The sequence below is a fragment of the Olsenella sp. Marseille-QA0557 genome (assembly GCF_965119725.1).
Lineage (GTDB): Bacteria > Actinomycetota > Coriobacteriia > Coriobacteriales > Atopobiaceae > Coprovicinus > Coprovicinus avistercoris.
Genome location: NZ_CBCPMI010000001.1, coordinates 964710 through 989048 on the forward strand (window position 1 = coordinate 964710; position 24339 = coordinate 989048).

The 24339-nt window shown below is 52.7% G+C and carries 18 protein-coding genes and 2 tRNA genes; 12 read left to right on the forward strand and 8 right to left on the reverse strand.

The features are described from left to right. The first annotated feature begins 2 nt into the window (after window positions 1–2). The 10 genes from glgA to ACQY6Y_RS04405 all read left to right on the forward strand — a co-directional run bounded on the left by glgA (window position 3) and on the right by ACQY6Y_RS04405 (window position 15309). Complete coding sequence (glgA, locus tag ACQY6Y_RS04360) at window positions 3–1496, forward strand: glycogen synthase GlgA (RefSeq protein ID WP_428379088.1); 1494 nt, start codon at window positions 3–5, stop codon at window positions 1494–1496. Between the two features lie 20 nt (window positions 1497–1516). Next, a complete protein-coding gene (locus ACQY6Y_RS04365) occupies window positions 1517–4777 on the forward strand; it encodes a 4-alpha-glucanotransferase (protein WP_428379089.1) in 3261 nt (1086 codons plus the stop codon). Window positions 4778–4790: 13 nt separating this feature from the next. Beyond that, window positions 4791–8309, forward strand: a complete 3519-nt coding sequence (gene mfd / locus ACQY6Y_RS04370) for a transcription-repair coupling factor (RefSeq protein ID WP_428379090.1) — start codon at window positions 4791–4793, stop codon at window positions 8307–8309. An 11-nt stretch (window positions 8310–8320) separates the two neighbouring features. Further along, window positions 8321–9343, forward strand: a complete 1023-nt coding sequence (locus ACQY6Y_RS04375) for a Gfo/Idh/MocA family protein (protein WP_428379091.1) — start codon at window positions 8321–8323, stop codon at window positions 9341–9343. 10 nt (window positions 9344–9353) lie between these two features. Beyond that, window positions 9354–10211 carry a nucleoside triphosphate pyrophosphohydrolase gene (mazG, locus tag ACQY6Y_RS04380; RefSeq protein ID WP_428379092.1) on the forward strand — a complete coding sequence of 286 codons (858 nt, stop codon included), beginning with the start codon at window positions 9354–9356 and terminating at the stop codon, window positions 10209–10211. Window positions 10212–10337: 126 nt separating this feature from the next. Beyond that, entirely contained in the window at window positions 10338–10898 is a 561-nt protein-coding gene (locus ACQY6Y_RS04385) for an FtsB family cell division protein (RefSeq protein ID WP_428379093.1), read from the forward strand. A gap of 10 nt (window positions 10899–10908) precedes the next feature. After that, entirely contained in the window at window positions 10909–11988 is a 1080-nt protein-coding gene (locus ACQY6Y_RS04390; protein ID WP_428379094.1) for a phosphatase, read from the forward strand. An 85-nt stretch (window positions 11989–12073) separates the two neighbouring features. Further along, a tRNA-Leu gene (locus tag ACQY6Y_RS04395) sits at window positions 12074–12159 on the forward strand. Window positions 12160–12380: 221 nt separating this feature from the next. Continuing rightward, complete coding sequence (locus ACQY6Y_RS04400; protein ID WP_428379095.1) at window positions 12381–14252, forward strand: UTRA domain-containing protein; 1872 nt, start codon at window positions 12381–12383, stop codon at window positions 14250–14252. Next, window positions 14245–15309, forward strand: coding sequence for a transketolase family protein (locus ACQY6Y_RS04405; protein WP_428379096.1), 1065 nt, complete (start codon window positions 14245–14247; stop codon window positions 15307–15309). The genes ACQY6Y_RS04400 and ACQY6Y_RS04405 overlap by 8 nt, the downstream gene beginning before the upstream one ends. Here ACQY6Y_RS04405 and ACQY6Y_RS04410 read toward each other — a convergent pair. The 4 genes from ACQY6Y_RS04410 to ACQY6Y_RS04425 all read right to left on the reverse strand — a co-directional run bounded on the left by ACQY6Y_RS04410 (window position 15301) and on the right by ACQY6Y_RS04425 (window position 18910). Next, window positions 15301–16419, reverse strand: coding sequence for an IS1249 family transposase (locus tag ACQY6Y_RS04410; protein WP_428378537.1), 1119 nt, complete (start codon window positions 16417–16419; stop codon window positions 15301–15303). The genes ACQY6Y_RS04405 and ACQY6Y_RS04410 overlap by 9 nt on opposite strands. Before the next feature lie 262 nt (window positions 16420–16681). Next, window positions 16682–16756 (reverse strand) — tRNA-Glu (locus tag ACQY6Y_RS04415). Between the two features lie 106 nt (window positions 16757–16862). After that, on the reverse strand, window positions 16863–17816 hold the full coding sequence (locus tag ACQY6Y_RS04420; RefSeq protein WP_428379097.1) for a hypothetical protein: 954 nt from the start codon (window positions 17814–17816) through the stop codon (window positions 16863–16865). Beyond that, entirely contained in the window at window positions 17816–18910 is a 1095-nt protein-coding gene (locus tag ACQY6Y_RS04425; protein WP_428379098.1) for a response regulator receiver protein, read from the reverse strand. Before ACQY6Y_RS04425 ends, ACQY6Y_RS04420 begins: the two co-directional genes overlap by 1 nt. Window positions 18911–19186: 276 nt before the next feature. Between ACQY6Y_RS04425 and ACQY6Y_RS04430 the strand changes: the two genes are divergently transcribed. Then, on the forward strand, window positions 19187–20224 hold the full coding sequence (locus tag ACQY6Y_RS04430) for an SPFH domain-containing protein (RefSeq protein WP_428379099.1): 1038 nt from the start codon (window positions 19187–19189) through the stop codon (window positions 20222–20224). Between the two features lie 60 nt (window positions 20225–20284). Further along, complete coding sequence (locus ACQY6Y_RS04435; protein ID WP_428379100.1) at window positions 20285–20491, forward strand: Arc family DNA binding domain-containing protein; 207 nt, start codon at window positions 20285–20287, stop codon at window positions 20489–20491. A gap of 46 nt (window positions 20492–20537) precedes the next feature. On the opposite strand, the gene ACQY6Y_RS04440 is transcribed toward ACQY6Y_RS04435, so the two are convergent. The 4 genes from ACQY6Y_RS04440 to ACQY6Y_RS04455 form a co-directional block, all read right to left on the reverse strand. After that, window positions 20538–21182: a DedA family protein gene (locus ACQY6Y_RS04440; protein ID WP_428379101.1), complete on the reverse strand. Its 645-nt coding sequence runs from the start codon at window positions 21180–21182 to the stop codon at window positions 20538–20540. Between the two features lie 186 nt (window positions 21183–21368). Beyond that, the gene (locus ACQY6Y_RS04445) at window positions 21369–23285 is read right to left on the reverse strand and encodes a heavy metal translocating P-type ATPase (protein ID WP_428379102.1); all 1917 of its coding nucleotides are present in this window, start codon (window positions 23283–23285) and stop codon (window positions 21369–21371) included. A gap of 80 nt (window positions 23286–23365) precedes the next feature. Then, window positions 23366–23584: a cation transporter gene (locus ACQY6Y_RS04450; RefSeq protein WP_428379103.1), complete on the reverse strand. Its 219-nt coding sequence runs from the start codon at window positions 23582–23584 to the stop codon at window positions 23366–23368. 40 nt (window positions 23585–23624) lie between these two features. Further along, window positions 23625–23948, reverse strand: a complete 324-nt coding sequence (locus ACQY6Y_RS04455; protein ID WP_428379949.1) for an ArsR/SmtB family transcription factor — start codon at window positions 23946–23948, stop codon at window positions 23625–23627. Window positions 23949–24339: the final 391 nt, after the last annotated feature.

The following is a 24339-nucleotide window of genomic DNA, read 5'->3' on the forward strand; positions in this document are numbered from 1 at the left end:
CTATGGCAGAGAAGAAAAGAAGGAAGCTTCGGGTTGTCTTTGCCTCATCTGAGGTAGTGCCGTTTGCTAAGACAGGTGGCCTCGGCGATGTTGGCGGTTCTTTGCCGCCAGCACTGCGCCGTGCCGGCTGCAAGATTGCAGTTATCCTTCCTAAATATGCGACCATTCCGGAGGAGTATCGCTCGCGCATGGATCATGTATGCGAGTTTTACGTACCTCTTGGCTGGCGCAGTGTGTACTGCGGTATTGAGCACCTTGTATACCGCGATATTGATTTCTATTTCGTGGACAATGAGTATTACTTTGCCCGCGATGGCCTTTATGGCTACTTTGACGATGGTGAGCGCTTTGCTTACTTCTCCAAGGCACTGCTCGAAGCTATGCAGTATGTCGAGGATCTTCAGTGCGATATTCTGCACTGCAACGACTGGCAGACTGCAATGGCGCCCGTGTTTTTGCGCGAGTTCTATCACGGAGACATCTACGACAACGTCCGTACCATCTTTACGATTCATAACGTAAAGTTCCAGGGTCAATATTCCGACTTTGTTCTGAAGGATATTCTCGGACTTGCCGATGTTCCTGCCGCAGTAGACCAGCTCTATGTTGGTCCGCAAACCATCAATTACATGCGCGGTGCTGTTCGCTACTCTGACCTTCTGACAACTGTAAGCCCCACATATGCTCAGGAGCTCAAGATGCCATTCTATGGCGAGGGCCTTGAGTATGAGTTCCAGCGTCGCGGAGACGCTCTTAAGGGCGTTCTCAACGGCATTGACATGGCAGAGTACAACCCCAAGTCTGATCCTGAAATCTTTGCCAACTTTAGTGTGGATGACCTTTCAGGTAAGGCTGAGTGCAAAGCCGCGCTCCAAGAGGAGCTTGGACTCCGCGTAGATCCCGAGCGTCCGCTTGTGGTTATGGTTGGTCGCCTGACCAAGCAAAAGGGACTCGATCTCGTGCAGTATGCTATCGATCGCATTATGTCTCGTGGCGTTCAGCTTGCAGTGCTTGGCACGGGTGATAAGGAATACGAAGACTCAATGCGTTACTTCGATTGGCGCTACAGCGATATGATGTGCGCCCGCATTACCTTCGACTCCGCTCTTGCCCAGCGTATGTACTCAGGCGCGGACCTCTTCTTGATGCCTTCTCAGTTTGAGCCCTGTGGCCTTTCTCAGATGATTGCCATGCGGTATGGCACGCTTCCTGTTGTTCGCGAGACCGGTGGTTTGGTGGATACGGTAAATCCGTACAACAAATATACCGGTGAAGGTGATGGATTCCGCTTTGCGAACTTTAATGCGGACGAAATGTGCGATACCCTACTCAATGCTTGCGAAGTGTTCTGGACTCAACCAGACGTTTGGAAAGAGCTCCAACGTCATGCGATGGAGAAGGACTTCGGGTGGCATCGCGCTGCCGACGACTATGTTGACATCTACCACACGTTGCACCCCGAGGTTATCCGGTACATTAAGCGCAGAGATCGGTAACCTATGCGCAAAGGGGGACAATGAGGGCGCTTCATAATAGTCGCTCCCTCTCGTTCAGAGATCCGTACGGCGCCATCCAGGTGGGTGGCGCCGTACGTCTTGCTGTGGACGTATGGGATGTAGATAACATTACTTGTGAACTTAGGCTCTGGTCCGATGAGATTGGCGAAGAACTCCTGCCTATGGAGACTCAATCTACGGAAGAATGCCTTGAGTTTTCTTGCACCATTAGTTTCGATGAGGCTCGAATCGTTTGGTATACCTTCAAGTTCACTACTGCCGATGGCGATGTCCTGTGGTATGGAGCCCGCGAAGGACGTACTGGCGGAGAAGGCGAACTTCGTTCGTATCAGGGGCCGTCATTCCAAATGACGGTATATAAACCTCGTGCTATAAAGCCAGACTGGTATCGCGGGGGTATTGTCTATCAGATTTTTCCCGACAGGTTTGCTCGCGGAGCAGAGTGGCGCGAGCGTGTTACACAGGCCTTGGCGCATGAACGCAAAGGGCCCGGTCGAGCTCTGGTAGAAGACTGGACAACACCAGTTCGATATGAGAAAGACGAGCTCGGACGCATTGTTCGCTGGGACTTTTATGGCGGCACACTCTCGGGCATTCGCGAGAACTTGTCATACCTGCACGATATGGGTGTGACTGTTATCTACCTCAATCCCATTTTCGAGGCGGCAAGCAACCATCGCTACGATACGGCTGACTATCTTCATATCGATCCGATGCTTGGTGATGAAGAGGAGTTTTCTGCGCTCTGCCTTGAGGCTCACAACTTTGGCATTTCAATCATTTTGGATGGCGTGTTCAACCACACCGGTTGCGACAGCCGTTATTTCAATAAGTACGGAAATTACGATACGCTTGGTGCCTATCAAAGTCCTGATTCACCTTATCGAAGCTGGTACCACTTCTCTGAGGATGGTTATGACTATTCAAGCTGGTGGGGTGTAGGAGATCTGCCCGACCTCAATGAGGAAGATCCAGGCTATCGAGAGCTTGTTTTTGGTAAAGATGGCGTTATTCGTCATTGGTTGCGTGCTGGTGCGAGCGGCTGGCGTCTCGATGTAGCCGATGAGCTGCCTGACGATTTTCTCGTCGAGCTGAAGAAAGCAGCCCTTAAAGAGCGTCCCGATGCTCTCGTGTTGGGCGAAGTATGGGAGGACGCATCCAACAAGATTAGCTACGACAAGCTACGCCGCTATTTCCTCGGCGATGAGTTGGATTGTTGTATGAACTACAACCTCCGCGCTCCGCTTATTTCCTACATCATGGGGTGGGGTAACGCTGCAGAGCTTGCCGAGTGCATTGAGAGCATGCATGAAAACTATCCCCCAGATGCCTTTGCAGAGGCACTCAACATGCTTGGCACCCATGATACCGAGCGACTTCTTACAATCCTGGGCGGTGCGCCTGATTCGGGCTCGCTTTCCGATGAGGAGCGATTCCGTTACCGACTCAATGGTGATCAGCTTGGTCTTGCACAGGCCAGGCTGTGGCTCGCAGTTCTGCTCCAGATGACACTGCCGGGTGTTCCCAGCATTTATTACGGCGATGAGGTTGGCATGGAAGGCTATGCCGATCCTTATAACCGCGGGACCTTCCCCTGGGGTCACGAAAATCGCAATTGTCAGACTATTTATCTCAATGCCATCAATCTGCGCAGAACGCTGCCAGTGTTGGTCAATGGGGATATTGAAGCCTTTAGCGAAGGCGAAGACATTTTCGGGTTTACTCGCACAGATGCTGCGACGGGCGAGAGCGCAACAGTTCTGGTAAACCGGAGTCTTTCGGCTGTGCGCGAGGTGAGCGTGCCTATGCGTGCAGAGGAAGTGGATGAGGTTATTTCAGGGCGTGAGGTCGAAGTACTTGGCGATCATGTAACCGTGCGCCTTCCTCAGCTTGGATCCGCCGTGCTCTATTTCCACAACGAGCGCAATCTTGTTCGCACGCCAGAACGCGGCTCAGGTATTCTCGCGCATATCACATCGATTCCTGCAGCAACAGAAGATGGCGAAGCAGGAACGCTCGGTGAGGCAGCTTTTCACTTCTGCGACTGGCTTAAGCGAGCAGGGCAGCGTTATTGGCAAATCTTGCCGGTCAATCCCACCGATGCCCATGGATCGCCCTATGCTGGCCTTTCCGCTTTTGCGGGCAACTTTGCGCTGGTCTCTCAGGAAAAAGCCCGGGCACGCAAGATTGATGAGAAGGCATACCAGGCGTTTTGTGCTAAACATGCGCAATGGCTGGATCCGTACGCCACCTTTATGGCGATAAAAACAGTCATTGACGATGGTCCATGGCAACAGTGGCCCGAGAAGTATCGCGATTGGAGCCCCGAGCTTCTGAACGATCCTGAACTTGTCGACGAAATTGAAATTGTTCGACGCAAACAGTTTGAGTTCCAGCTGCAGTGGGATGAGCTGCGTGCGTATGCCCATGAGCAGGGCATTCAGATTGTGGGCGACATGCCCATGTATGTCTCACTGGATTCTGCAGATGTGTGGGCGCACCGCAACATCTTCCGCCTCAATGCAAACGGCGAGCCCAATGTTGTAGCGGGAACCCCACCAGATGCGTTTTCACCGAGCGGTCAGGTATGGGGCAATCCGGTGTATGACTGGGATGCTCTGCGTGCAGAGGATTATGCGTGGTGGATGCAGAGATTTGCCAGAGCATTTGCACTCTACGATTATGTGCGCCTCGATCATTTCCTGGGATTCTCTTCGTTCTATGCAATACCTCGGGATCATAATGCCGGCGATGGCCGCTGGCGTGTTGGTCCGGGGCGTGAGCTCTTTGAGCGCGCATTCAAAGAGTTTGGACCTCTACCCGTTATTGCGGAAGACCTCGGCCTTATCACTCCGGCAATTCGTGCCCTGATGGCAAGTTGCGGCGTAGTTGGTATGGACGTGTGTGTGTTTGCCGATGCCTTCTCGCTTGATGGATGGCAGCCTGCTGCCCACAAAATTGCCTATACGAGCACGCACGACACGCAGACGTTGCTGGGCTGGTGCGCAGGCAGATTCTGCGGTGGTGCCGATGAGCAAGCAGCGCACGATGTTGCTCAGCGCGCGCTTGAAGTATGTGAACAGAGCAGCGCCGATGTGGTGATGGTGCAGCTTCAGGATGCTTTGGGCCTTGGTGAGGCAGACCGTATGAATCGCCCGGGTACCGTGGGTGACAACTGGAAATGGCGTGCCAAAGCTGCTCAGGTAGAGAGTGCCTGCGAGCGGATGCGCGAGGTTACCGAGCGGGCAAATCGTCTGTAGGCTGGGGGCTTTAGTGTTTATTCATCGAGTTGCTCAGGCTCTGTTCTCCGATCCTGACCTCCTGCCAGTTCTGCATGATTTAGATGCGGGTGAAGACGTAACGCTTGCGGTTTCGCAGAGCGCTCGTCCACTCATGCTCGCAGCACTTTGGGCGCGCAATCCACGTCCTTGTCTGTTTGTGGTAAGCGGTGAGGAAGCCGCTGATAGAGCAGCACGAACGCTTACCGCATGGCTGGGCTTGGATATGGTAATGCGCTATCCCGAGCGTCGTGATCTGCCATGGGCTGATGTTGCCTCGGATGATGCGGTCATCGGAGCTCGGTGCCAAGCGCTTGCGGCGCTGGCTCAGGGAGAACCGCGGGTAGTGGTAGCAAGCGCTCGTTCGCTTATGCGCTGTGTGCCGCCGGCTGGCTCGGGCTTTTGGGCGAGTGCAACGTTTGCCGTGGGCGATGAGGTGCCGTTCGAAGACGTTGGAGCCTTGCTTGTTGGCATGGGGTATGTCGACGATGGTGAGGCGGCTTCTCCGGGCTCTTTTCATATTCATGGTGACGCGGTAGACATTTTTCCTGCTCAGGCCACCTCACCAGTGCGCATTGAGTTTTTTGGCGATGAAGTTGACCGTGTTCGCCGTATGGTGTCGTCAACGGGTCAGACGATTGGTGAGCTGGAATCGGTTACCGTGTCGCCTTGTCGTGAGCTTGCGCTTACTGACGAAACAGTTGGCCGCGCGCGAGAAGCACTTGAAGCGTCGGCGCGCTTGGATGGTCGCATTGCACAGGATCTTGAGCTTATCGAAGCACGTTCGTCTGCGCCTATTATCGACCGCTACCTTCCTGAGCTCTATGGATCCACGGATTCTCCGCTTGCACACATCTGCAAAGAAACACTTGTCGTACTCGCAGAGCCTCGAGCTTTGTTTGATGATTGTTTGCGAGCTTACGATGAGCTGGAAGCTACGGCACAGGCTGCTCATGCATCATTAGAGGGTTTGTATATTCAGCCGCGTGCCATGGATTTTGGCGCTCAGCAACGTTTTTCGTTCTCTTCCATCATGCGGGCAGGCACCTCTGCGGTAACAAAGCTTGAAGTGCGTCAACCCGATCTGGCAGGCTCTGATGCCAAATTCATTGGACGTGTCCGTCAGTTTGTATCCAACAACATGGCAGTGGCTTTTGCTGTACCCGATCGCGGTGCTCGCGCTTCGCTGGAACTGAGTTTTGGCGATGAGGGTATTCCGTTTTGCGAATCACTTGCAAATGATCCTGCCAACACTATTCCGTTTGAAGACTCCCATGCAACAAGTGACGTGGAACCACTTCAGCCAGGTGTTGTTACATTTTTTGATGCAGCGGTTCCCGCTGGTGTTGTGCTGCCGGCTTCCAGATTGGCCATTCTCTCGGTGGGAGATCTTACGCAGCGCATGGCGCGCAAACGTGCTCGTCGCATTGACCCAACCAAGATTACGTTCCCCTTTAAACCAGGTGATTACGTAGTACACGCCACCCATGGCATCGCTTTGTTTGCCGACATTGTTCGCCAAGAGGTGGCAGGGCGAGAGCGCGATTACTTCCTTTTGGAATACGCTGGCGGCGATAAGCTCTTTGTGCCGCTTGAGCAGGTCGATCGTCTCAGCCGTTATGTTGGACCTGACGGTTCTTCTCCGCGTCTGACACGTCTCAATACTGCCGACTGGTCTCGCGTTACCGGCAAGGCGCGTCGTTCGGCGAAACGACTTGCGTTTGACCTCGTGGATCTTTATACCCGGCGCTCTGCTGTGGCAGGTCATGCCTTTGCGCCTGACACGCCCGCCCAAGCAGATATGGAGGCGAGTTTTCCCTATGAGCTCACCTCTGACCAAGCCGGCGCAATTGCCGACATCAAGGCAGATATGGAAGCTCCTCGCCCCATGGATCGCTTGCTCTGTGGCGATGTGGGCTTTGGCAAGACTGAGGTTGCTCTGCGAGCAGCGTTTAAGTGCGTTGCCGATGGTCGTCAGGTGATGGTGCTGTGTCCTACAACCATTTTGGCTGAGCAGCACTACCAGACGTTTTTCTCTCGCTTCTCGCCGTTTGATGTGGATGTGCGCGTCATGTCGCGTTTTGTAACGCCTGCACGACAGCGAAAAGCCTTAGAAGATTTTGCATCGGGTGAAGCACAAGTGCTCATTGGTACTCACCGCTTGCTCTCGAGCGATGTTAACCCGCATGATCTCGGCCTGGTGATTATCGACGAAGAGCAGCGCTTCGGTGTGCAGCATAAAGAGCAGCTCAAGAATATGCGTGAGCAGGTGGACGTGCTCACGCTGTCGGCGACACCCATTCCGCGTACGATGCAGATGGCTATGAGCGGTGTGCGCGATATGAGTCTTATCATGACGCCTCCTCCGGGCAGAAAGCCGGTTGAGGTACATGTGGGCGAATGGGATCCCGACGTGGTATCCGTCGCTATTCGCACAGAGTTGGCGCGCAACGGCCAGGTTTACTACGTCTCGAACCGCGTGCGCAGCATTGATGAGGCAGCGGCACGTGTTGCCGAAGCAGCTCCGGAGGCGCGTGTTGGCGTAGCACACGGCAAGATGAGCGCTCGTGAGGTAGAAGACGTCATGATGGCGTTTGAAGCTCACGAAATCGACGTTCTTGTCGCTACAACCATTATTGAGAGCGGCATTGATAATCCACGGACAAATACGCTCGTAATAGAAGATTCTCAGCGCCTTGGTTTGGCGCAGCTCTATCAGTTGAAAGGTCGTGTGGGACGTGGAAGAACTCAGGCGTATGCCTACTTCATGTTCCCGCCCGATCAGCCGCTTACTCCAGAGGCTACCGAGCGTCTTACCGCTATTAACGAAAATCAGGATTTGGGCAGCGGTATGCGCATTGCCATGCGAGATCTCGAAATCCGTGGTGCCGGATCGCTGGTAGGTGCCGAGCAGCATGGCAACCTTTCCGGTGTTGGTTTTGACCTGTTTACCCAGATGCTTGGTACTGCTGTTGCAGAGGCGCGCGGTGAAATTGCCGATGCTGAGCAACCAGAAGTTACTATCAATCTGCCAGCAGACTTCTATCTGGCAGAAGAATATGTGCCCGATGTTGACCGTCGTGTAATGGCATATCGCCGCCTGGCAACTGCGGCGGAGTTGGCCGACGTGGACGAGCTGGAACATGACCTTATCGAGCGCTATGGTGCACTGCCTCTGGCGGGTCGAAATCTCATGGATCGTGCTCGCATGCGTATTCGAGCTGGGCGTTTGGGAGTTACCTCAATCTCGCTTACCGACGGGCGTCTCATCTATATGGGAATTGAAGTGCCGCGTGCAGCCGGGCTTAAGCTTCGCGAGCAGGGTGCTATTGTGTATCCCAAGACTCGCAAGCTGGCATATCCTTTCAGGCTTGCTCGTGCGAGTGCTACAAGTGCATCTCGTCGCGGTGGAAGTGCTTCTCGCCGTGCTTCTCAGGAGCGCAGTGTTGAGGAACTTTTGCCTGTGGCGCTCGGTGTGTTGGAACAAGTGGGCGGCGACGACGAAACAGAATAAGGAGACGGTATATGACAGAACCTATTTCCGCTGAAGAACTTGCTATTCTCAACCGCGCTCCGCATCTGAAGTGGGCCGTTATTGGATGTGGCGTTATTGCAAACGAGATGGCAGATGCGCTTGCTCGTGTTGGTCGCCATATTGATGGTGTAGCAAATCGTACGCTTGAGAAGGCGCAAGCATTTGCTAGCCGTCATGGTGTACCTAAGGTATACACCTCCTACCAGGAGCTTTATGACGATCCATCCATTGATGCGGTGTATATAACAACGCCACACAACACACACGCAGAGTATATTCGTGGGGCACTCAATGCAGGCAAGCACGTCTTGTGCGAGAAGGCCATTACGCTCAATACCGAAGAACTTGATGAAGGAATGGCGCTTGCGCGCGAGCGCGGACTAGTCCTTATGGATGCCTGCACCATTTTGCATATGCCCCTGTATAAAATGCTTCGCCGAAAGCTTGAGGCGGGAGATTTTGGACAAGTGCATCTTGCGCAGGTAAACTTTGGCAGCTTCCGTGAATATGACCCCAACATTCGCTTCTTTAATCCCGAGTTGGCCGGTGGCGCCATGCTCGATATTGGCGTATACGCCTTTACGCTTGCACGTACATTCTTAAAGAGCAAGCCGACCGAGCACAGCTCGCTTGAGAACCCCGCATTTACCGGCGTGGATGAGGAAAGCGTCATTATTATGCGCAATGCCGAGCATCAGCTGGCAACGTTCTCGCTCACCCTTCATGCCAAGCAGCCCAAGCGCTATGTTATCGCCACCGACAAGGGTTATCTCGAAGGTATGGAGTATCCGCGTGCGGATGAGGCGACGTTTACCTGGTGGCCCGAGAACCGTCAGGAAACATTCCGTGCGGGCGAGCGCAGGCTGGCTCTTAACTATGCCTTGGCTGACCTTGAGGCTGCAGTAGCTGGCGAGGCGGAGGCACAGTGCTGTGCTGAATGGAGTCATGATGTGATGGAGCTCATGACTGACGTGCGTCGTGAGTGGGGCTTTTTATATCCCGAAGAGCGATAAGAGGCAAACGGTGGACAACGACAAACTGGTTGCTGCTGCAGACGCTCAGAGTGCATCTCGCCCTGGTGCGCCGGGTACGCAGGATGATTTCGAGCGTCTTGCTCGTACGATATGGCGCCTGCGTCAGCAGGATGGCTGTCCGTGGGATCGTGAGCAAACGCACGAGTCTATTCGCAAGAACATGATCGAAGAAGCGTATGAAACGGCCGAGGCGATAGATGAGGGTGATTCAGCGCATTTATGCGAAGAGCTTGGCGATGTGCTGATGCAGGTGCTTCTCCATGCCCAAATTGCCGATGATGCTGGTGAATTTACGCTTGCTGATGTATGCCGTGGGCTTAACGAGAAGCTCGTACGCAGACATCCTCATGTCTTCAATGACAAGACTCAGGCAGACTCAGCAGACGAAGTGCTTGATATTTGGGAAAACGTCAAGAGCGACGAACGTGAGAAGGCCTCCGAACAAGAAGGCAAACCCGTAGGTCTGCTCGACAGTGTTCCTCATGCGTTGCCGGCGTTAATGCAATGCCAGAAGATCTCTAAGCGTGCTGCGCGTGTTGGATTTGAGTGGGAAACCGTTGAGGACGTCTGGGAAAAGGTCGAGGAAGAACGCCAGGAGTTTCTTGCTGAAGAACCCGGTACGCCTGCGGCGGAGCTTGAGTTTGGCGACATGCTCTTTGCCCTTGCCAACGTGGCGCGCTTGGAAGGAATCGATGCTGAAGAGGCGCTCGAGCGTTCCTGTGAGAAGTTCCGCTCCCGCTGGAGCATCATGGAAGAAATGGCGCGCGAACAGGAAGAAGAGCTTTCCGAGATGGGTACTGACAAGCTCAACGAGTTGTGGAATTGCGTCAAGCAAGAGCATGAGTAACACGTTTTCTGACTGCTCTGCTATAACCTATAGAGATAAGGTCGCTACGAAATAAGTGGAGCAGCTCCCAAGAGGAGTTGCTCCGAAAACGATTTGATCCCGAAAACGAAGCAGAATCGAACTCATATGGGTGAATACAGCAGCGCGCGACAACAACGTTTATCGCGTTACGGAACAAATAGGGCTGGGCGAGCGCGTACCAATGATCGTGTGTCGTCCCGAAGGAATACCCCTCAATCAAAGCTGAATGGGTTTTTCTCGACCCTGCGTGACCGTCTGCCCGAGCCTCCAAGCAGTAAAGCGGGAAGAATCGGTCTGATTGTTGTTGCAGCAATAGCAGTGTTGCTGTTGTTCTTATATGGCCCGGTTCGCGAATACTACGTGTCTTGGCGTGTAGGTCAGATTTATTCTGCTGAGCTTGCTGAGCTCAATGAAGACAATGAAGAGCTCAAAAGTGAGGTCAATCGTCTGCAATCGCGCGAGGGTATCGAAGATGAAGCGCGTAAGCGCGGGTATGTTTCCGAAGGTGAGACGGCTGTAACTGTTGAAGGTCTGGACGAATCTGAAACCTCAGATGGCGAGACTGGCGACACTTCGGATGCTTCTGATGAAAGCAACAACCCTTGGTACATATCGGTGTTAGACGTGTTGTTTGGTTTTGACAAGACGTCTGTGAGCGTGTCGTAGGGGAGCTTGTATGATTCGTGTAGCTTCAATTGATATTGGTACCGTTTCTGTTCGTCTTGCCGTTGCAGATGTGGAAAACGGAAAGGTGCTTCGATGTGCCAAACAGTCGCGTATTTGCGATTTGGGAGAGGGGCTTGCAAGCTCGGGCAAGCTTTCTCAGGCAGCATGCGAACGCGTTGTGGCTACCGTTGATGATTATCTTTCTGCGGCAAAGGGTGCAGGTGCCACACGGGCATGCTGTACGCTCACCAGTGCTGCTCGCGATGCATCCAACTCCAATGATCTGATCTGTGAGCTTGAGAATCGCGGACTTCATCCCGAGGTAATACCAGGTAGAGTTGAGGGCTCGCTTACCTTTTTAGGTGTTGCACGCGATTTTCCAGGGCAGCGCATTGTCGTTGCAGACAATGGCGGTGGATCCACCGAACTTGCGGTGGGGTCGCTTGCTGTCTCTGTGGAAGGCGTGCCAAATAATCTGAACCTGGAGTTTGTGCGTTCGTCCGATGTTGGGTGCAGACGTGTTACCGAACAGTGTTTGCCGGGAGATGGACCCGCAACAGAAGCGATGCTTGCTGACGCGCGTTCTTTTTGCGATACGCGTTTCGAGGCGGATATTCCATGGCATGAAGATGGCTCTCCGCGCAGCTCACAGGATGGAACAGCTGCTCTTGCGGATTATCGTGGTGATAACCCGTCCTGTGGCGTTGCTCGTCCCACACGTTTGGTAGCGGTTGGTGGCACGGTTACTTCATTGGTGGCCATTGATGCAGCCCTTGATCCTTATGATTCTTCTTTTGTCCACCTCCATGAGCTCACAGCTCAACAAGTGGATGGACTGATCGACATGCTTGCTCAGCTGAATGTAGAAGAGCGCCGCCATATTATTGGACTGCAAGCCAAACGTGCTCCGGTTATTCTTGCTGGCGCCGTGGCCATTCGAGAGCTTATGCGCACGACGGGTTTTGACAGACTTACGGTGAGTGAAAGCGACCTGCTGTTTGGTCTTTCGGCTGTAGCTGCAGCAGCCGCAGGAGATGCCGAAGGTGTTTCTCCGGTGAACTGGCTTCCCCAATTAACATGTCTGTCCTAAATTGCGCAATAACTTGCTATAGTAATGCGTGTTATTGGTGTGCGACGATTCGAATAAGCTAGTACAATAGTTGCACCTTGTTCGTGGGGGCGTGGCGGAATTGGCAGACGCAGGGGATTTAAAATCCTTGGCCGTTTAGGCTTGTGGGTTCGAGTCCCACCGCCCCTACCAAACCTTCGGCAGTTTGAAGCGTCGAGGATAGCGTTTCTCCCTTTCAAATGTGATGAGTTGTTGTCCTTATAGTTGTCTATAAACTGTGCATGTACAACTTGTATACTGGTTGTCCTGTACCTACTATGACCGAATGATCTTACATGCCCTTACGGCTGTGTTTCCGAGGGGCATTTCATGCAGGCTTCAGGCCTGTAGTTGCGGTCCAACAGGGAGGGGACATGACCGATTGCAACGAACAGGGCAGTTCTGCCACGTTTCGTGAGCATATGATTCCAGCGTCTGATATTGATACAAGCATTTGGATGGGATTTGGCGGCACGAGCTCGTCTCGTGGCAACACTGTCTTTCCGTATCGGAAAAGCGGAGCAGCTCATAGAACATCCAGCACTTCGCTCGATATTGCTGATGAGCAAGAGGTAGCACTCGATAGATCCTCTGGCAGGCCTTTGCATGAACAGCTTGCAGAGGTGCTGCAAGAGAGGATTCGTTCCCATATGTGGGAAGCGGGTATGCGCATCCCTTCTGAGCATGAGCTCTCTCAACGCTTTGGTTTGGCACGCGGTACCGTTAGGCGCGCGATAAGCATACTGGTAGATGAGGGAATGCTGGTGCAAGAGCGCGGTAAAGGCACCTTTGTGTCTGATCCCGGCATATGGCATACCTCGGGACGTCGGCTGCTCTCATTTGCAGCATCCTTGCATGAACAGGGCAAAGAGTTTGTCACCCATGTTTTGGACGAAAGAGTGTTGCCTGCCTCAGAGGCTGTAGCGCGCGAGTTGGACATAGCGCCAGGCTCACCTGCGCTCTTTTTACGGCGTGTGCGCGATGTGGGCGGGGAAAGTGTTGTATGTCAGGAGAGCTGGCTCAGCATGGACGCATGTCCCGATATTGAGAATGCCGATTTCCTCCATGAGTCGGCCTTTGATGCTGTTGAGCGGTGTTCAGGAAAGCATATTGCCGATTCGTGTATGCGCTACACTGCGCGGGCGGCAGGCAAAGAGCATGCTGCATATTTGCGATGCGATGCACATGACCCCATGCTCGTACTCGAGCAGCTCATTAGCCTCGAAGATGGAACACCCATAGAGTGGAGCCTTACGTGGTTGCGCGATAACCTCTCTATTCTGGGAAATTCTGTGCAGGATTGCAGACTTGGAGCAGCGCTTGTTTCCACGGACGTGACTATCAATCATCAAGATATTCCTGAGTCGAAAACAGGACGTTTGTCTCGCCGTGAATTGGAATTGCGTGCGTTAGATATCCGCAGGAAAGCTGTTGGATTCGCACTGGACGATCCAGCGCATCCCTACCACCTCGGCGGGAGTCTTTCTGCAGCAGAGATTTTTGCGGTACTGCTCAACGAAGTGATGCATACCGGCAAAGATGGCACTCCTTGGGATAATCGCGACCGACTGGTACTTTCAAAAGCGCATGCAGCACTGGCTTTGTATCCAGCCCTTGAGCAAGCGGGATATGTTTCGGAAGAAGATATGTCTCGAGGTTTATATGGATCTGAGGCAGTGTTGTTCAAGCATCCACGGCGTGATCTCTGCCGGGGTATAGAGCTTTCTGGTGGAAGTCTTGGTTTAGGACCAGCTCATGCCTGTGGTCTTGTCATGGCAAATCGTCGTTTCGGTCGTACCGGCCGTGTTTTCTGTATCCTGGGCGACGGTGAGTGCAATGAAGGCTCGGTTTGGGAGTCTGTGGCATTTGCAGGGCACAATCGCTTGGGTGAGCTTACCTTCATTGTGGATGTAAACGGACTGCAGCTTGATGGTCCAACAGCGGACATTTTGGGACCTACCCCTGATGGCACTTCCTCGCTTGCAAAAACATTTGCCTCATTTGGATGGGATGTTGTTGAGGTGGATGGGCATGATGTAATTGCTCTGCGTGACGCTCTTATCCCAACACCTTTCTCTCCCGCCCATACGGCACCACGTGTTGTGTTGGCTCATACCGTTAAGGGCAAAGGCTTGTCATTTATGGAAGACCGCGTGGAATGGCACGACAACCTCATGACTGAGGAAGAGCGTATGCGTGTTGCCATGGAGTTTGATGCACGTAAGGAGGCGATTCTCCATGAGTAAGCACAATGAGGCGCTCCTTTGTTCGGGTGCAACATGTGATGCTGAGCTTGCACAGCGTTTGGCGCGTATGGATCCCAAAGAGGTGTTTGGCGCTGCAATGTCATACCTCGCAGATCATGATGAGCTCTTGAGTATTGTTGTCTCAGACTATGGACGCAGATTATCGCTGGACCCCGTGAGGCAAGCACACCCTGAGATGGTCGTTCAGTGTGGTATTGCTGAGCAGAGCCAGGTGGGGATGGGCGCTGCTATGGCGCTGGAGGGACTTCATGTAATTGCTCCAGCATACGCGTGCTTTCTCGCTGCTCGAGCAATGGACCAGGTACGTGTAGCGATGGGAATCATGAAGGCTCCCTTAGTGCTTGTTGGTCTGGGGCCGGGATACGCATCGGGTATTTTAGGTGCAAGCCATATGGCGCTTGATGATGTGGCGTGTATGCGAGCTGTTCCAGATGTTGATGTGGTTTGTCCGGCTGATAATGCCGAGCTTTGGTGCTGTCTGATTGATCTTGGTCTGCATCCACGTCCTTGTTACATACGTATGCCTACAGCGCACGCAGGAGCGCTTATACAGCCATCATGTGACGGTCTTGTGCGCGGCAAAGCACACGAGCTGCACGTAGGGGCGACGTCGAACAGCATGCCTGCTCAGGACAGCCCTCAAGGTGTTGCCATTCTTGCTACCGGAAGTATTGCACTTGAAGCGTTGGCTGCAGCTGAGGAGCTGCAGGCGCGAGGTGTGTCCTGTAGAGTGATAGAAGTCCCATGGGTTGTTCCTTTTGATGAAGCAATAGTTCAGACACTTGCCGGATCGCGTTTAGTCGTAACGGTTGAAGAACATCGCAGTGTCGGTGGTTTGGGCAGTGTTGTTGCAGAGCATCTCGTGAGGGCTACAAAAGCCGATAACGCAATTCCTCGGCTGCTTTCTCTGGGTGCTCCTGACGATATTTTTGAAGCCGACGATAGGGATTGTTTGCTTGCGCGTGCAGGTCTTACGGCTGAAGGGATTGCTGGAGCAATTCAGGCTTATAGGACAAAAAGTGTGCTGTCAGTCTAGCCAGAACGGGTACGGGTCCTTGTGGTGCAGCTCCTCCCACACGGCTCGATCACCCCATTCTGGACCCCCATCCTCTCTCTTGGGTGATAGCGAGTAGGTCCTATAGAGGAAGTCGATATCGTCGTCAGTTGGCATGGAGCGGATAAGCTCTCTTGCCGGTCTTGGGCTCTCGGTGTGCATGTAGCACCACCAGAAGACCGCCTTGACCCGACGCATGAGTGACAGCCCGCGGTGGTTGCGCAGGACATCCCTGAGTTGTGAGTTGACGCCGCCCTCGATCGGGTTGTTGGTACGCGGCAGTGGACCCTCTGCGGTCAGGGTCGGATCAAGGTAGGTAAAGAGCGTTCCTTGGGAGACGAGTCTCGAGAGTGATGAGCGGGCCTTTCTGAGCCTCTCGTGTGTGAATACGCGTCTCCCGTCGATGAAGGAGACATCCTCGAGGAAGTCGGCCCAGAACCCGCACCACTGAAGATAGCGCTCGACCCACCAATCGGCCTGCCGAAGGGTGTCCAGATGCATGAGCTCGATGGAAAGCGCGTAGAGCTCTCTGCCGGCCTGGAGCCTTGGCCTCGTCGTCGTGTACCTCCTCACCTGCGAGAACGCATGGAACAGGCACCTCTGGACTCTCGTGCGCGGCCATGTCCGGCGGACCGCCGAAGCGAACCCTGTTCCTCCATCGCACACCACCACGTCCGGAGCCGGGATGGGCGCCATGAGCGCCTCCCAGGCCCTTGAGGTTTCCGACTCGGCCATGTACCACGAAACCACATGCTCCCCGTCGTAGGCTATCAGCACGACGAGGTTCCGGTCGAGCCAGATGCCGTCGAGGAAGAGCACCCTGTGGACCTCACCGGTCGGCTCGGGCATGGGCCACACCCGCCAGAATCCGGAGGTCTTCCTCCTGAACGTGCGCCCCTGACCGGGCATGTCTGCCTGCCTCGCCTTTGAGAGCAGCCACGCCAGAAACTCTTCGAGCCAGGCGGCACTGTCGTCGTACGAGACGGTCCTCGATGCCCCGCAGGACTCGCAGCGCCATCTCTGCGCGCCCGCCGTGGTCCTTCCGTTCCTGCGCATCGCCGCTCCACAGCACGGGCACTTCACCCTTTTCATCGAGCCCTCCCGTCCGAGAGATTTAACAGCTCGATTTTCCGGCTCCTACCTGCGACGGCACCGATTCGGACAGCACACTTTCTGTCCGAGTGCTAAAAGGGGTGAGCAAGATTTAAGGGTATGGGAAACGGCCGCCCACCTGCGTAGACGACCGTTTCGACAGCACACTTTTTGTCCTATAAGCCGCAATTCAGACGGCTTTAGACTCATAACGAAAAGAAAAAACGGGTCGAGTACAAAGACTCGACCCGCCTGCATGCAATGGTGCCCCCAACGGGACTCGAACCCGTGTCGCCGCCTTGAAAGGGCGATGTCCTAACCGCTAGACGATGGGGACAAAGATGGTGTGAGCACAATGTGCGTAGAAAACATACTGTGCAACACGAACCGCGTCAAGAGTATAGCAGCTGTTTGAGATATTGCCACCGAAGACCCGACAGAAATTACCATTCTAGGCCATTTTTGTGAGCAAACTGTTGAGCGCTCGTCAGGATAGACGGCTGTTCGGTTGCCCAACCAACAAAATCCGGTGTGTCAGAAACAGCCGGATCGGCTTCGTGCATTGCGAGCAAAGCCTCCTGAAATGACTTTGCTTTAAAGCGAGGCCTGTCGGGCAGATAGCAATCAACAAATGTCGGCCTTAAGAGGGCATAAGCTGCACCTTCGCAGCTTCGATCAAATTCTGATAGCGCTCGGCGAGCAGCGTTTAATCGGTTGAGTTTATAGAGCAAAAGTGTGCGTGAAAGGTTCATCCAGGTGTTGCCTTCGCGCTTAAATTGAGCATCAAGTGCGTCAAGCGCGTCTTCATTTTCCATGCGAGCATAGGCAAGAGAAAGCGTAAGATGCGCCCCAATCTCATCGGTCGAATTGTGTTCAATTAGTGTTTGACAGCGCGTAATTGTCATTTGTATGCGACCGGTATCGAGACAGCTTCTGGCTGCAGCATCCATCAGACGACTTTCTGCACGTCTTTTTGCAGGATCAACCCCACTGGTGGACAAGGGCTTATATTCATCCTCAAGACGCAAGAGGGCAGAGAGAAGATCGTCAGGTCTGCTGGCATGGCGTGCAATAGCTCGGACTGTTCGTGCATCGAGACAGTCTTTATCAAGTTCCAACGCCTGCTCACAGGCGCCAGCGAGACGCTTCATCCGACGTTCATGTTCTTGTTCAAATGCGGCATCATCAAGCATGTCGTCATTTTTGCGTTCTTGCATAACGCGGTCCAGCGCACGCGCGAGGATGAGCAAAGCCTTCTCATCGTTCGTTTTTACATAGTCTGTAGGATTGTTGTTAATCGCTTGCTCGAGCTCATGATAGGCGTTAGGGGATAGTCCGCCGAGAGCCTGAGACTCTCTTCGAGCGCAGCGCTCTTTTAGTTCAAACCAGGCGTCCATTAGCGATTGTCCTTATTGTCATCGAAGGATGAACTTTGAGCATCTGCTGAGTCTGATGGGTTGCTTCGCATCGAAAACGCTGCCCTGTCGCTCTCTTGTGCTAAGGCTTGGATAACCTGGGGTTCGTGCGCGACCCACGATCCAAGTGCGCCTCGGCCGTCGCGATCGCGCCCTTCCTGCAAAAGCACAGATGCTTCGGATATGGCGACCACCAATTCATCTTCACTGAGTGGTTCGAGGCGTGGTCGCGCAAATACTCCTTCAGGCAAATCTTGTTGGATCGAAAGTGCCTGGGCAGCATGTGGCCACGTGGTAAGTATTACACCCAGTATTTCAGAGGCCTGTACGAGGTGATGTAGTTTGTAGGACATGGCAAGCGACGCCAATGCGAGCCAAGGATCCGAAGCAATCGTTTTGCCGGAAGCTTCAATGAGCTTGTTAAGCGCGTCGGCATCTTCCAGTTTGACAAGAGCAAAGGCGAGTGTTCGATAAGCGTCAGAAATCTGTTCGGAGTCTGCCTCAATGAGGCGAGAAGAACTTTCAATGCAACAGCGATACCTGCCACAGATGAGTGCCTGAGTGGCCTCAGCAGCAAGCCAGCGAAGATAAGGCCGCATAGCGAGGTCGCGTGCAAGTTTTCCGCTGGCATTCTCTGAAAAGGCAACCGAGCGCGCGTTCTGCTCACAAACCTGTTTGACTTCTGATGCATGATCGATAAGGTAACGGTGGTATGCATCAAATGAAGGGCAGCTAGAAGCTGCCAACATGCGGCGTGCATCAAAGCAGTGGGGGTCCAGAGAGCTTGCTTCGGTGAGCAGTTGCTTTGCTTCTTTGATAAGCTCCTTTGCCTTTTGTTCTTCAACAAAGGGCAGCCGATAATCAATGATTTCGGTGGCACGTGCCACGAGATGAAACGCTCTATCGGAATCGGAGCGGGCGAGCGTGTCGCCAGCGCGGTCAAACCGGCGTTCAAAATTTGCATAGGCGCGTGCTTCGGTGAAGCGGTTGCTGCTTTGCAGCTCCGTTGTATGCGTCTCGGTGAGATGTCGAAGACCTAATCGCTGAAAGTCTTCAATAGTTGCATTAAACGCCAAGAACCCTCCTTACTTCTATCTCCATGGTACGCGACTCTGCATATCCATTGAGGACGAAAAGCCGAGCGGGCACATCTTTTGAATAATTCCTATACCATTTGCCGCCATTCTTGTTGCACTGAGATTTTGTCGGTGAACGGTATAGCTGTTTTCATATCGATGTGATATCACAATGAAACTAGATTGCGAGCCATCGCAATCAGGGTGAGTGCGCCTTGCCCTACGAGCGATCCGCACTTTAGAAGGACTAGAGTTGCGGGAAGAAACGGAGATAGTATGACAAAGGAACGGGAGCTGCGCGCTAAGTCTGGCTGGCCCATGCTTATCGCTATGATTCTGGGTCTTGTTGTGATAATCGCGCTGTTTGTGTTAAGCATCGTACAGATGGCAAGCTATGATGACGCAGGGCTGGCAATTCCTGCTATATGGATAGCGCTTCTTGTCGTAAGCATTGTGCTGTTCTGCCTCTGGTTTATCCCTCTGTCAGGTTTCTTTACCCTGCAACCAGGACAGGCTCGTGTATGCATTCTGTTTGGTGAATACAAAGGAACCGTGCGCGATGAAGGCTTCTTCTGGGCAAATCCCTTTTATAGCAATAACATGGGATCAAATAACGCCGATGCAGACGCTGCTGCAGAAGATATGGGCGGGGGCAATGCAGCCTCCATTGCTCGTCAAATGCTCAAAGTAACTGCCTCAAAGAACCTTTCCACAAAGATAAGCGTTCGTGCTCGTACCCTTAACGGCGACATCCTCAAAGTCAACGACAAGATGGGCAATCCTATCGAGATTGCAAACGTCGTAGTCTGGCATGTGGCAGACACCGCTCGCGCACTCTTCGATGTGGATAATTACGAGCGCTTTGTAGCAACGCAGGCAGAAACGGCTCTTCGCCATGTTGCCAGTGCCTATGCATATGACCATGCAGAGGATTCATCTGAGTCGTCCTCGTCAATTACTTTGCGCTCAAATATCGAAGAGGTGTCTGAGGCGCTGAAGAAAGAGCTGATGGAGCGCCTGGCTCCTGCAGGTGTTGCGATTGATGATGCACGCCTTACCCACCTTGCGTATGCACCTGAGATCGCCCAGGCGATGCTGCGCCGTCAGCAAGCTGAGGCCATTATCGCCGCCCGCAAGAAGATCGTAGAAGGCGCGGTTTCTATGGTTGAGATGGCTGTGGATGAGTTGGCCAAGGGCAATCGTATTGAGCTTGACGATGAGCGCAAAGCGTCTATGGCAAGCAATCTTATGGTAGTGCTCTGCGGAGAGTCAGAAGCACAGCCTATTATTAATACGGGAACGTTATATCACTAATGTTTGGTGTGGCGTCCGTCTCCTGTATGGGGAGGCGGACGTGACTTTATGAGGTGAAGTATGGCTCGGCGAAAGCAATATCCCCTGCGTGTGGACCCCGTGATATGGGAAGCGATTGAGCGCTGGGCAGCAGATGAAATGCGCAGTGCAAACGGGCAGGTGGAATTCTTGCTCAGAGATGCTTTGCGTCGTGCCGGGCGTTTGCCACAAAATGATGGCACCACAACAAAAAGCCCCTCCGATGGGGGGGCAGATTGCAAGAATTAAGGATTGTCAAATATGTGCCAAGCACTGCTTGTCACAAAACTGTTTGTTAGTCCTCGCTGTGGTCGTTGGTGTGGCGAAGATTTGGGAGAATGCGCTTTACAATCCACCAAATAGCGGCCACGAGCACAATAACAATGATGATAATTTTTACAACGTCAGAGACCCATTCAGCCTGAGCTGTAACCGTATGCCAGGCGGAGCCCATGGCATAACCCAGCGAGCAAAGAACGGTATTCCAAACAGCCGATCCAACAAGGGTGTAAATCGTAAAGCGTGGAATGGCCATCTTTGCGGTGCCGGCAGGAATAGAAATAAGGCTGCGAACGACAGGAATGCAACGGCAAATGAGTACCGTTGCCTGACCTTTACGATCGAACCAGCCGATAGCCTTGGAAATGTCATCACCCTTAAAGCCCAAAAGACGCATTGGCTTGGTGTCAAAGAAAGCCATTAAACGCTCGCGCGATAACAGCCTTCCGATGCCATACAAAATGAAAGCACCCAACACAGAGCCGGCGGTTGCAAAAATAATGACTCCCGGCAACTCCATTGACGTGTCGTGAACAAGAAAACCTGCCATAGGAAGGATTAGTTCCGACGGAATGGGCGGGAAGATATTTTCTAACAGAATGAGTGCAAGAACAGCAAGATAGCCAAACGAGCTAATAAAGGCGAGAAACGCCTCTTCCATGTAATGTCCCCCTTGATATGAGCGCTTTAAGCGCAATGTGTGAACGTCACTGTGGATACAGTCCGTAAGTGTAACGTGATATGAAGTGTCTTGCGGCTCGCTTCACGGCACATGCAAAAAATGAGCAGAGCACCTGCACGATTTGCTCTGCTCATCGGTTAAAACCTAGTTTTAGTTCAGGATGGCTCACCTCTTTTGTTGTCCAACATGCATAGCGCGCATGGCATTAAGAATCGCAATCATTGCGACACCCACATCGCCAAAGACCGCCAGCCACATGTTGGCAATTCCCAGCGCTGCGAGAATCAGAATAAGAAGTTTTACACCCAGAGCAAAGATGATGTTTTGCCATACGATGCCCATCGTTTTACGGGCAACCTGAATAGCAACGGCAATTTTGGAGGGTTTATCGTCCATTAAAACGACGTCGGCTGCTTCAATGGCGGCGTCTGAGCCCATTGCACCCATGGCAATACCCACGTCAGCGCGCATAAGTACAGGGGCATCGTTAATACCATCACCAACAAAAGCGAGCTTCTTTCCCTCTTCTTCATGTGAGAGAAGGTCTTCTACTGCATTTACTTTATCCTCTGGGAGTAGCTGTGCGTGTACCTCATCAAGGCCTAAGCGCGTGCCCACAGCCTGGGCAACGTCATTGCGGTCGCCAGTGAGCATAATGCAACGTTTGACCCCGCTTTTATGAAGCTCCTGAATGGTTTGTGCTGCGTCGTCTTTTATAACGTCGGCAATAACAATGTGGCCCGCATAGACTCCATCGACCGTTACGTGCAGGATGGTGCCGATAAGATCGCACTCATGCCAGCTGAGGCCATGCTCTGCCATGAGCTTGTCATTACCAACCAGTACCACATGTTCGTCCACATGAGCCGTAATACCATGACCGGACTCTTCACGCACATCATGAATGCGCGCTTGGTCTATCTTGCCGGAGTATGCGGCGCGTATAGACACGGCGATGGGATGATCGGAAAAAGCCTCTGCATATGCAGCGTTGCTCAGAACGTAATCTGGATCTACGCCAGCCTCCGGATGCACGGCAACCACATTAAAAGTGCCGCTGGTAAGGGTGCCGGTCTTATCAAACACGACAGTGTCTACTTTACTGAGCAGTTCAAGATAGTTGGAGCCCTTTACTAAAACACCTACGCGCGAAGCACCTCCGATACCTCCAAAAAAGCTCAACGGCACAGAGATGACAAGGGCGCAGGGGCAGCTTACAACAAGAAACGTCAAGCCACGCATAAGCCAGTCAACCCAGGGGCCCATGCCCAAAATCGGCGGAATAATTGCCAATGCAAGTGCAGCAAATACAACGGCGGGCGTATAAATGCGAGCAAAACGCGTAATGAAGTTTTCGGTGCGAGCTTTTTTCTCACTGGCATTTTCGACCAGTTCAAGAATGCGGGATACCGTGGATTCGCCAAAGGGCTTTGTGGTACGCACTCGAAGGATGCCTGTCATATTGATGCAACCGGATATTACCTCGGCACCGGCTTCTACATGGCGCGGAATGCTCTCTCCGGTGAGTGCGGCGGTGTCGAGCTGGCTGGTGCCTTCGGTGACAATCCCGTCTATAGGCACACGCTCTCCTGGCTTAACAACAATGATGCTTCCAACGGCAACTTCATTGGGGTCAACTTCTTCAAGAGATCCATTGCGCTCAATGTTGGCATAGTCGGGCGCAATATCCATCATGGCGCTAATGGATTTCCTGCTCTTGCCTACGGCATAGCTCTGGAACAGTTCACCAACCTGGTAAAAAAGCATGACAGCACAGCCTTCTGCTGCCTGCGACTCGGCATTGGGGAAGAGAATTGTCGCAAAGGCGCCGAGCGTTGCCACGGTCATGAGAAACGCTTCATCAAAGGCTTCCCCACGACGAATATTCCGCGCAGCCTTGATAAGTACATCGTAGCCAGAGATAAGAAATGGGATGAGGTAGAGGACAAAGGCTACATAGGGCTCAGCGGCACTGCTGGTAAGCCGTGCAAGAAGACCGCTCTTATCAAGAGTCATAATGGCTGCAAACAGTATGAGCGCAACAATAATTCGATTACGTCTCTTTCTGAGTTTTCGATTCATAGTGCTACTCCAAATGAATATATGAACAAACAGACATATATTATGGGTAAGAAAAGCCGCGGGGCGCGGCCTTTCTCGTTTTAGCGAATAACCTCGCAATCGGGTTCGATTTCAGAGGCGAGCTTTATAACACGCTCAAGCACCTCATCAAAGTGATCATCGGCAGCGGAAAGCGTGAGCTTTTGCGTGAGGAAGTTGACAGAAACAGAATCTACGCCATCCAGTTTTGCGAGTGCATCTTGGAGTTTATTGGCGCAGTTGGCGCAGTCGATCTCGTCGAGTTTGAATGACTTGCGCATGTTGAGTCCCTTCTCGAGTAATCCGAGGCTTCTTAAGCCGCTATTCACAAATATGGTTCAAGCCCTGGTTGAGCATGGTGTAGACGTGGTCGTCGGCAAGTGAGTACACAATATTTCTGCCATCTCGTGTGAAGCGAACGAGATGTGCCTGTTTGAGGGTACGGAGTTGATGGGAGACGGCACTTTGGGTGTTGCCGGTTTTCTCAGCAATATCGGCAACGCAAAGTTCATTTCCCATGAGAGCAAAGAGAATCTTGATGCGCGTGGTATCTGAGAAGACCTTAAAAAGATCGGCAAGATCGTAGAGCAGCTCTTCATCGGGCATATCCATCGACTGGGCGTCCGGATTGAGAGGAAGAGACATAGCGGCAGCTGTTTGCTCAGTGTCTGATTGTGAGTTCATAAGTAAAATCTCCTTTCAGAACATATGAACAATCATTCATATGTCTGCTTACTTCTGATTATATGAACGACTGAACAGATGTCAAGGATATCTGGGTGAAAGAACTCTGCGTTTACGCCAGCGGATATATTGAATAATTCAACCAATAAGAGCCAATAAAATACATTTCCAATGGATATTTTTGAGTCGCTTCGCAGATAAATAAAAAACGATTTGTATGAGGGATCTTTCGGAAAAGAACGCCTCTACAGAGCTTCTAAATTCGCCGTTCTCATGACTGAGAAAAGCCGCTGTAACGAGGGCTTTATTCAACTGATTGATAGAAAATAAGTTATTGCATTATGTCCGAACT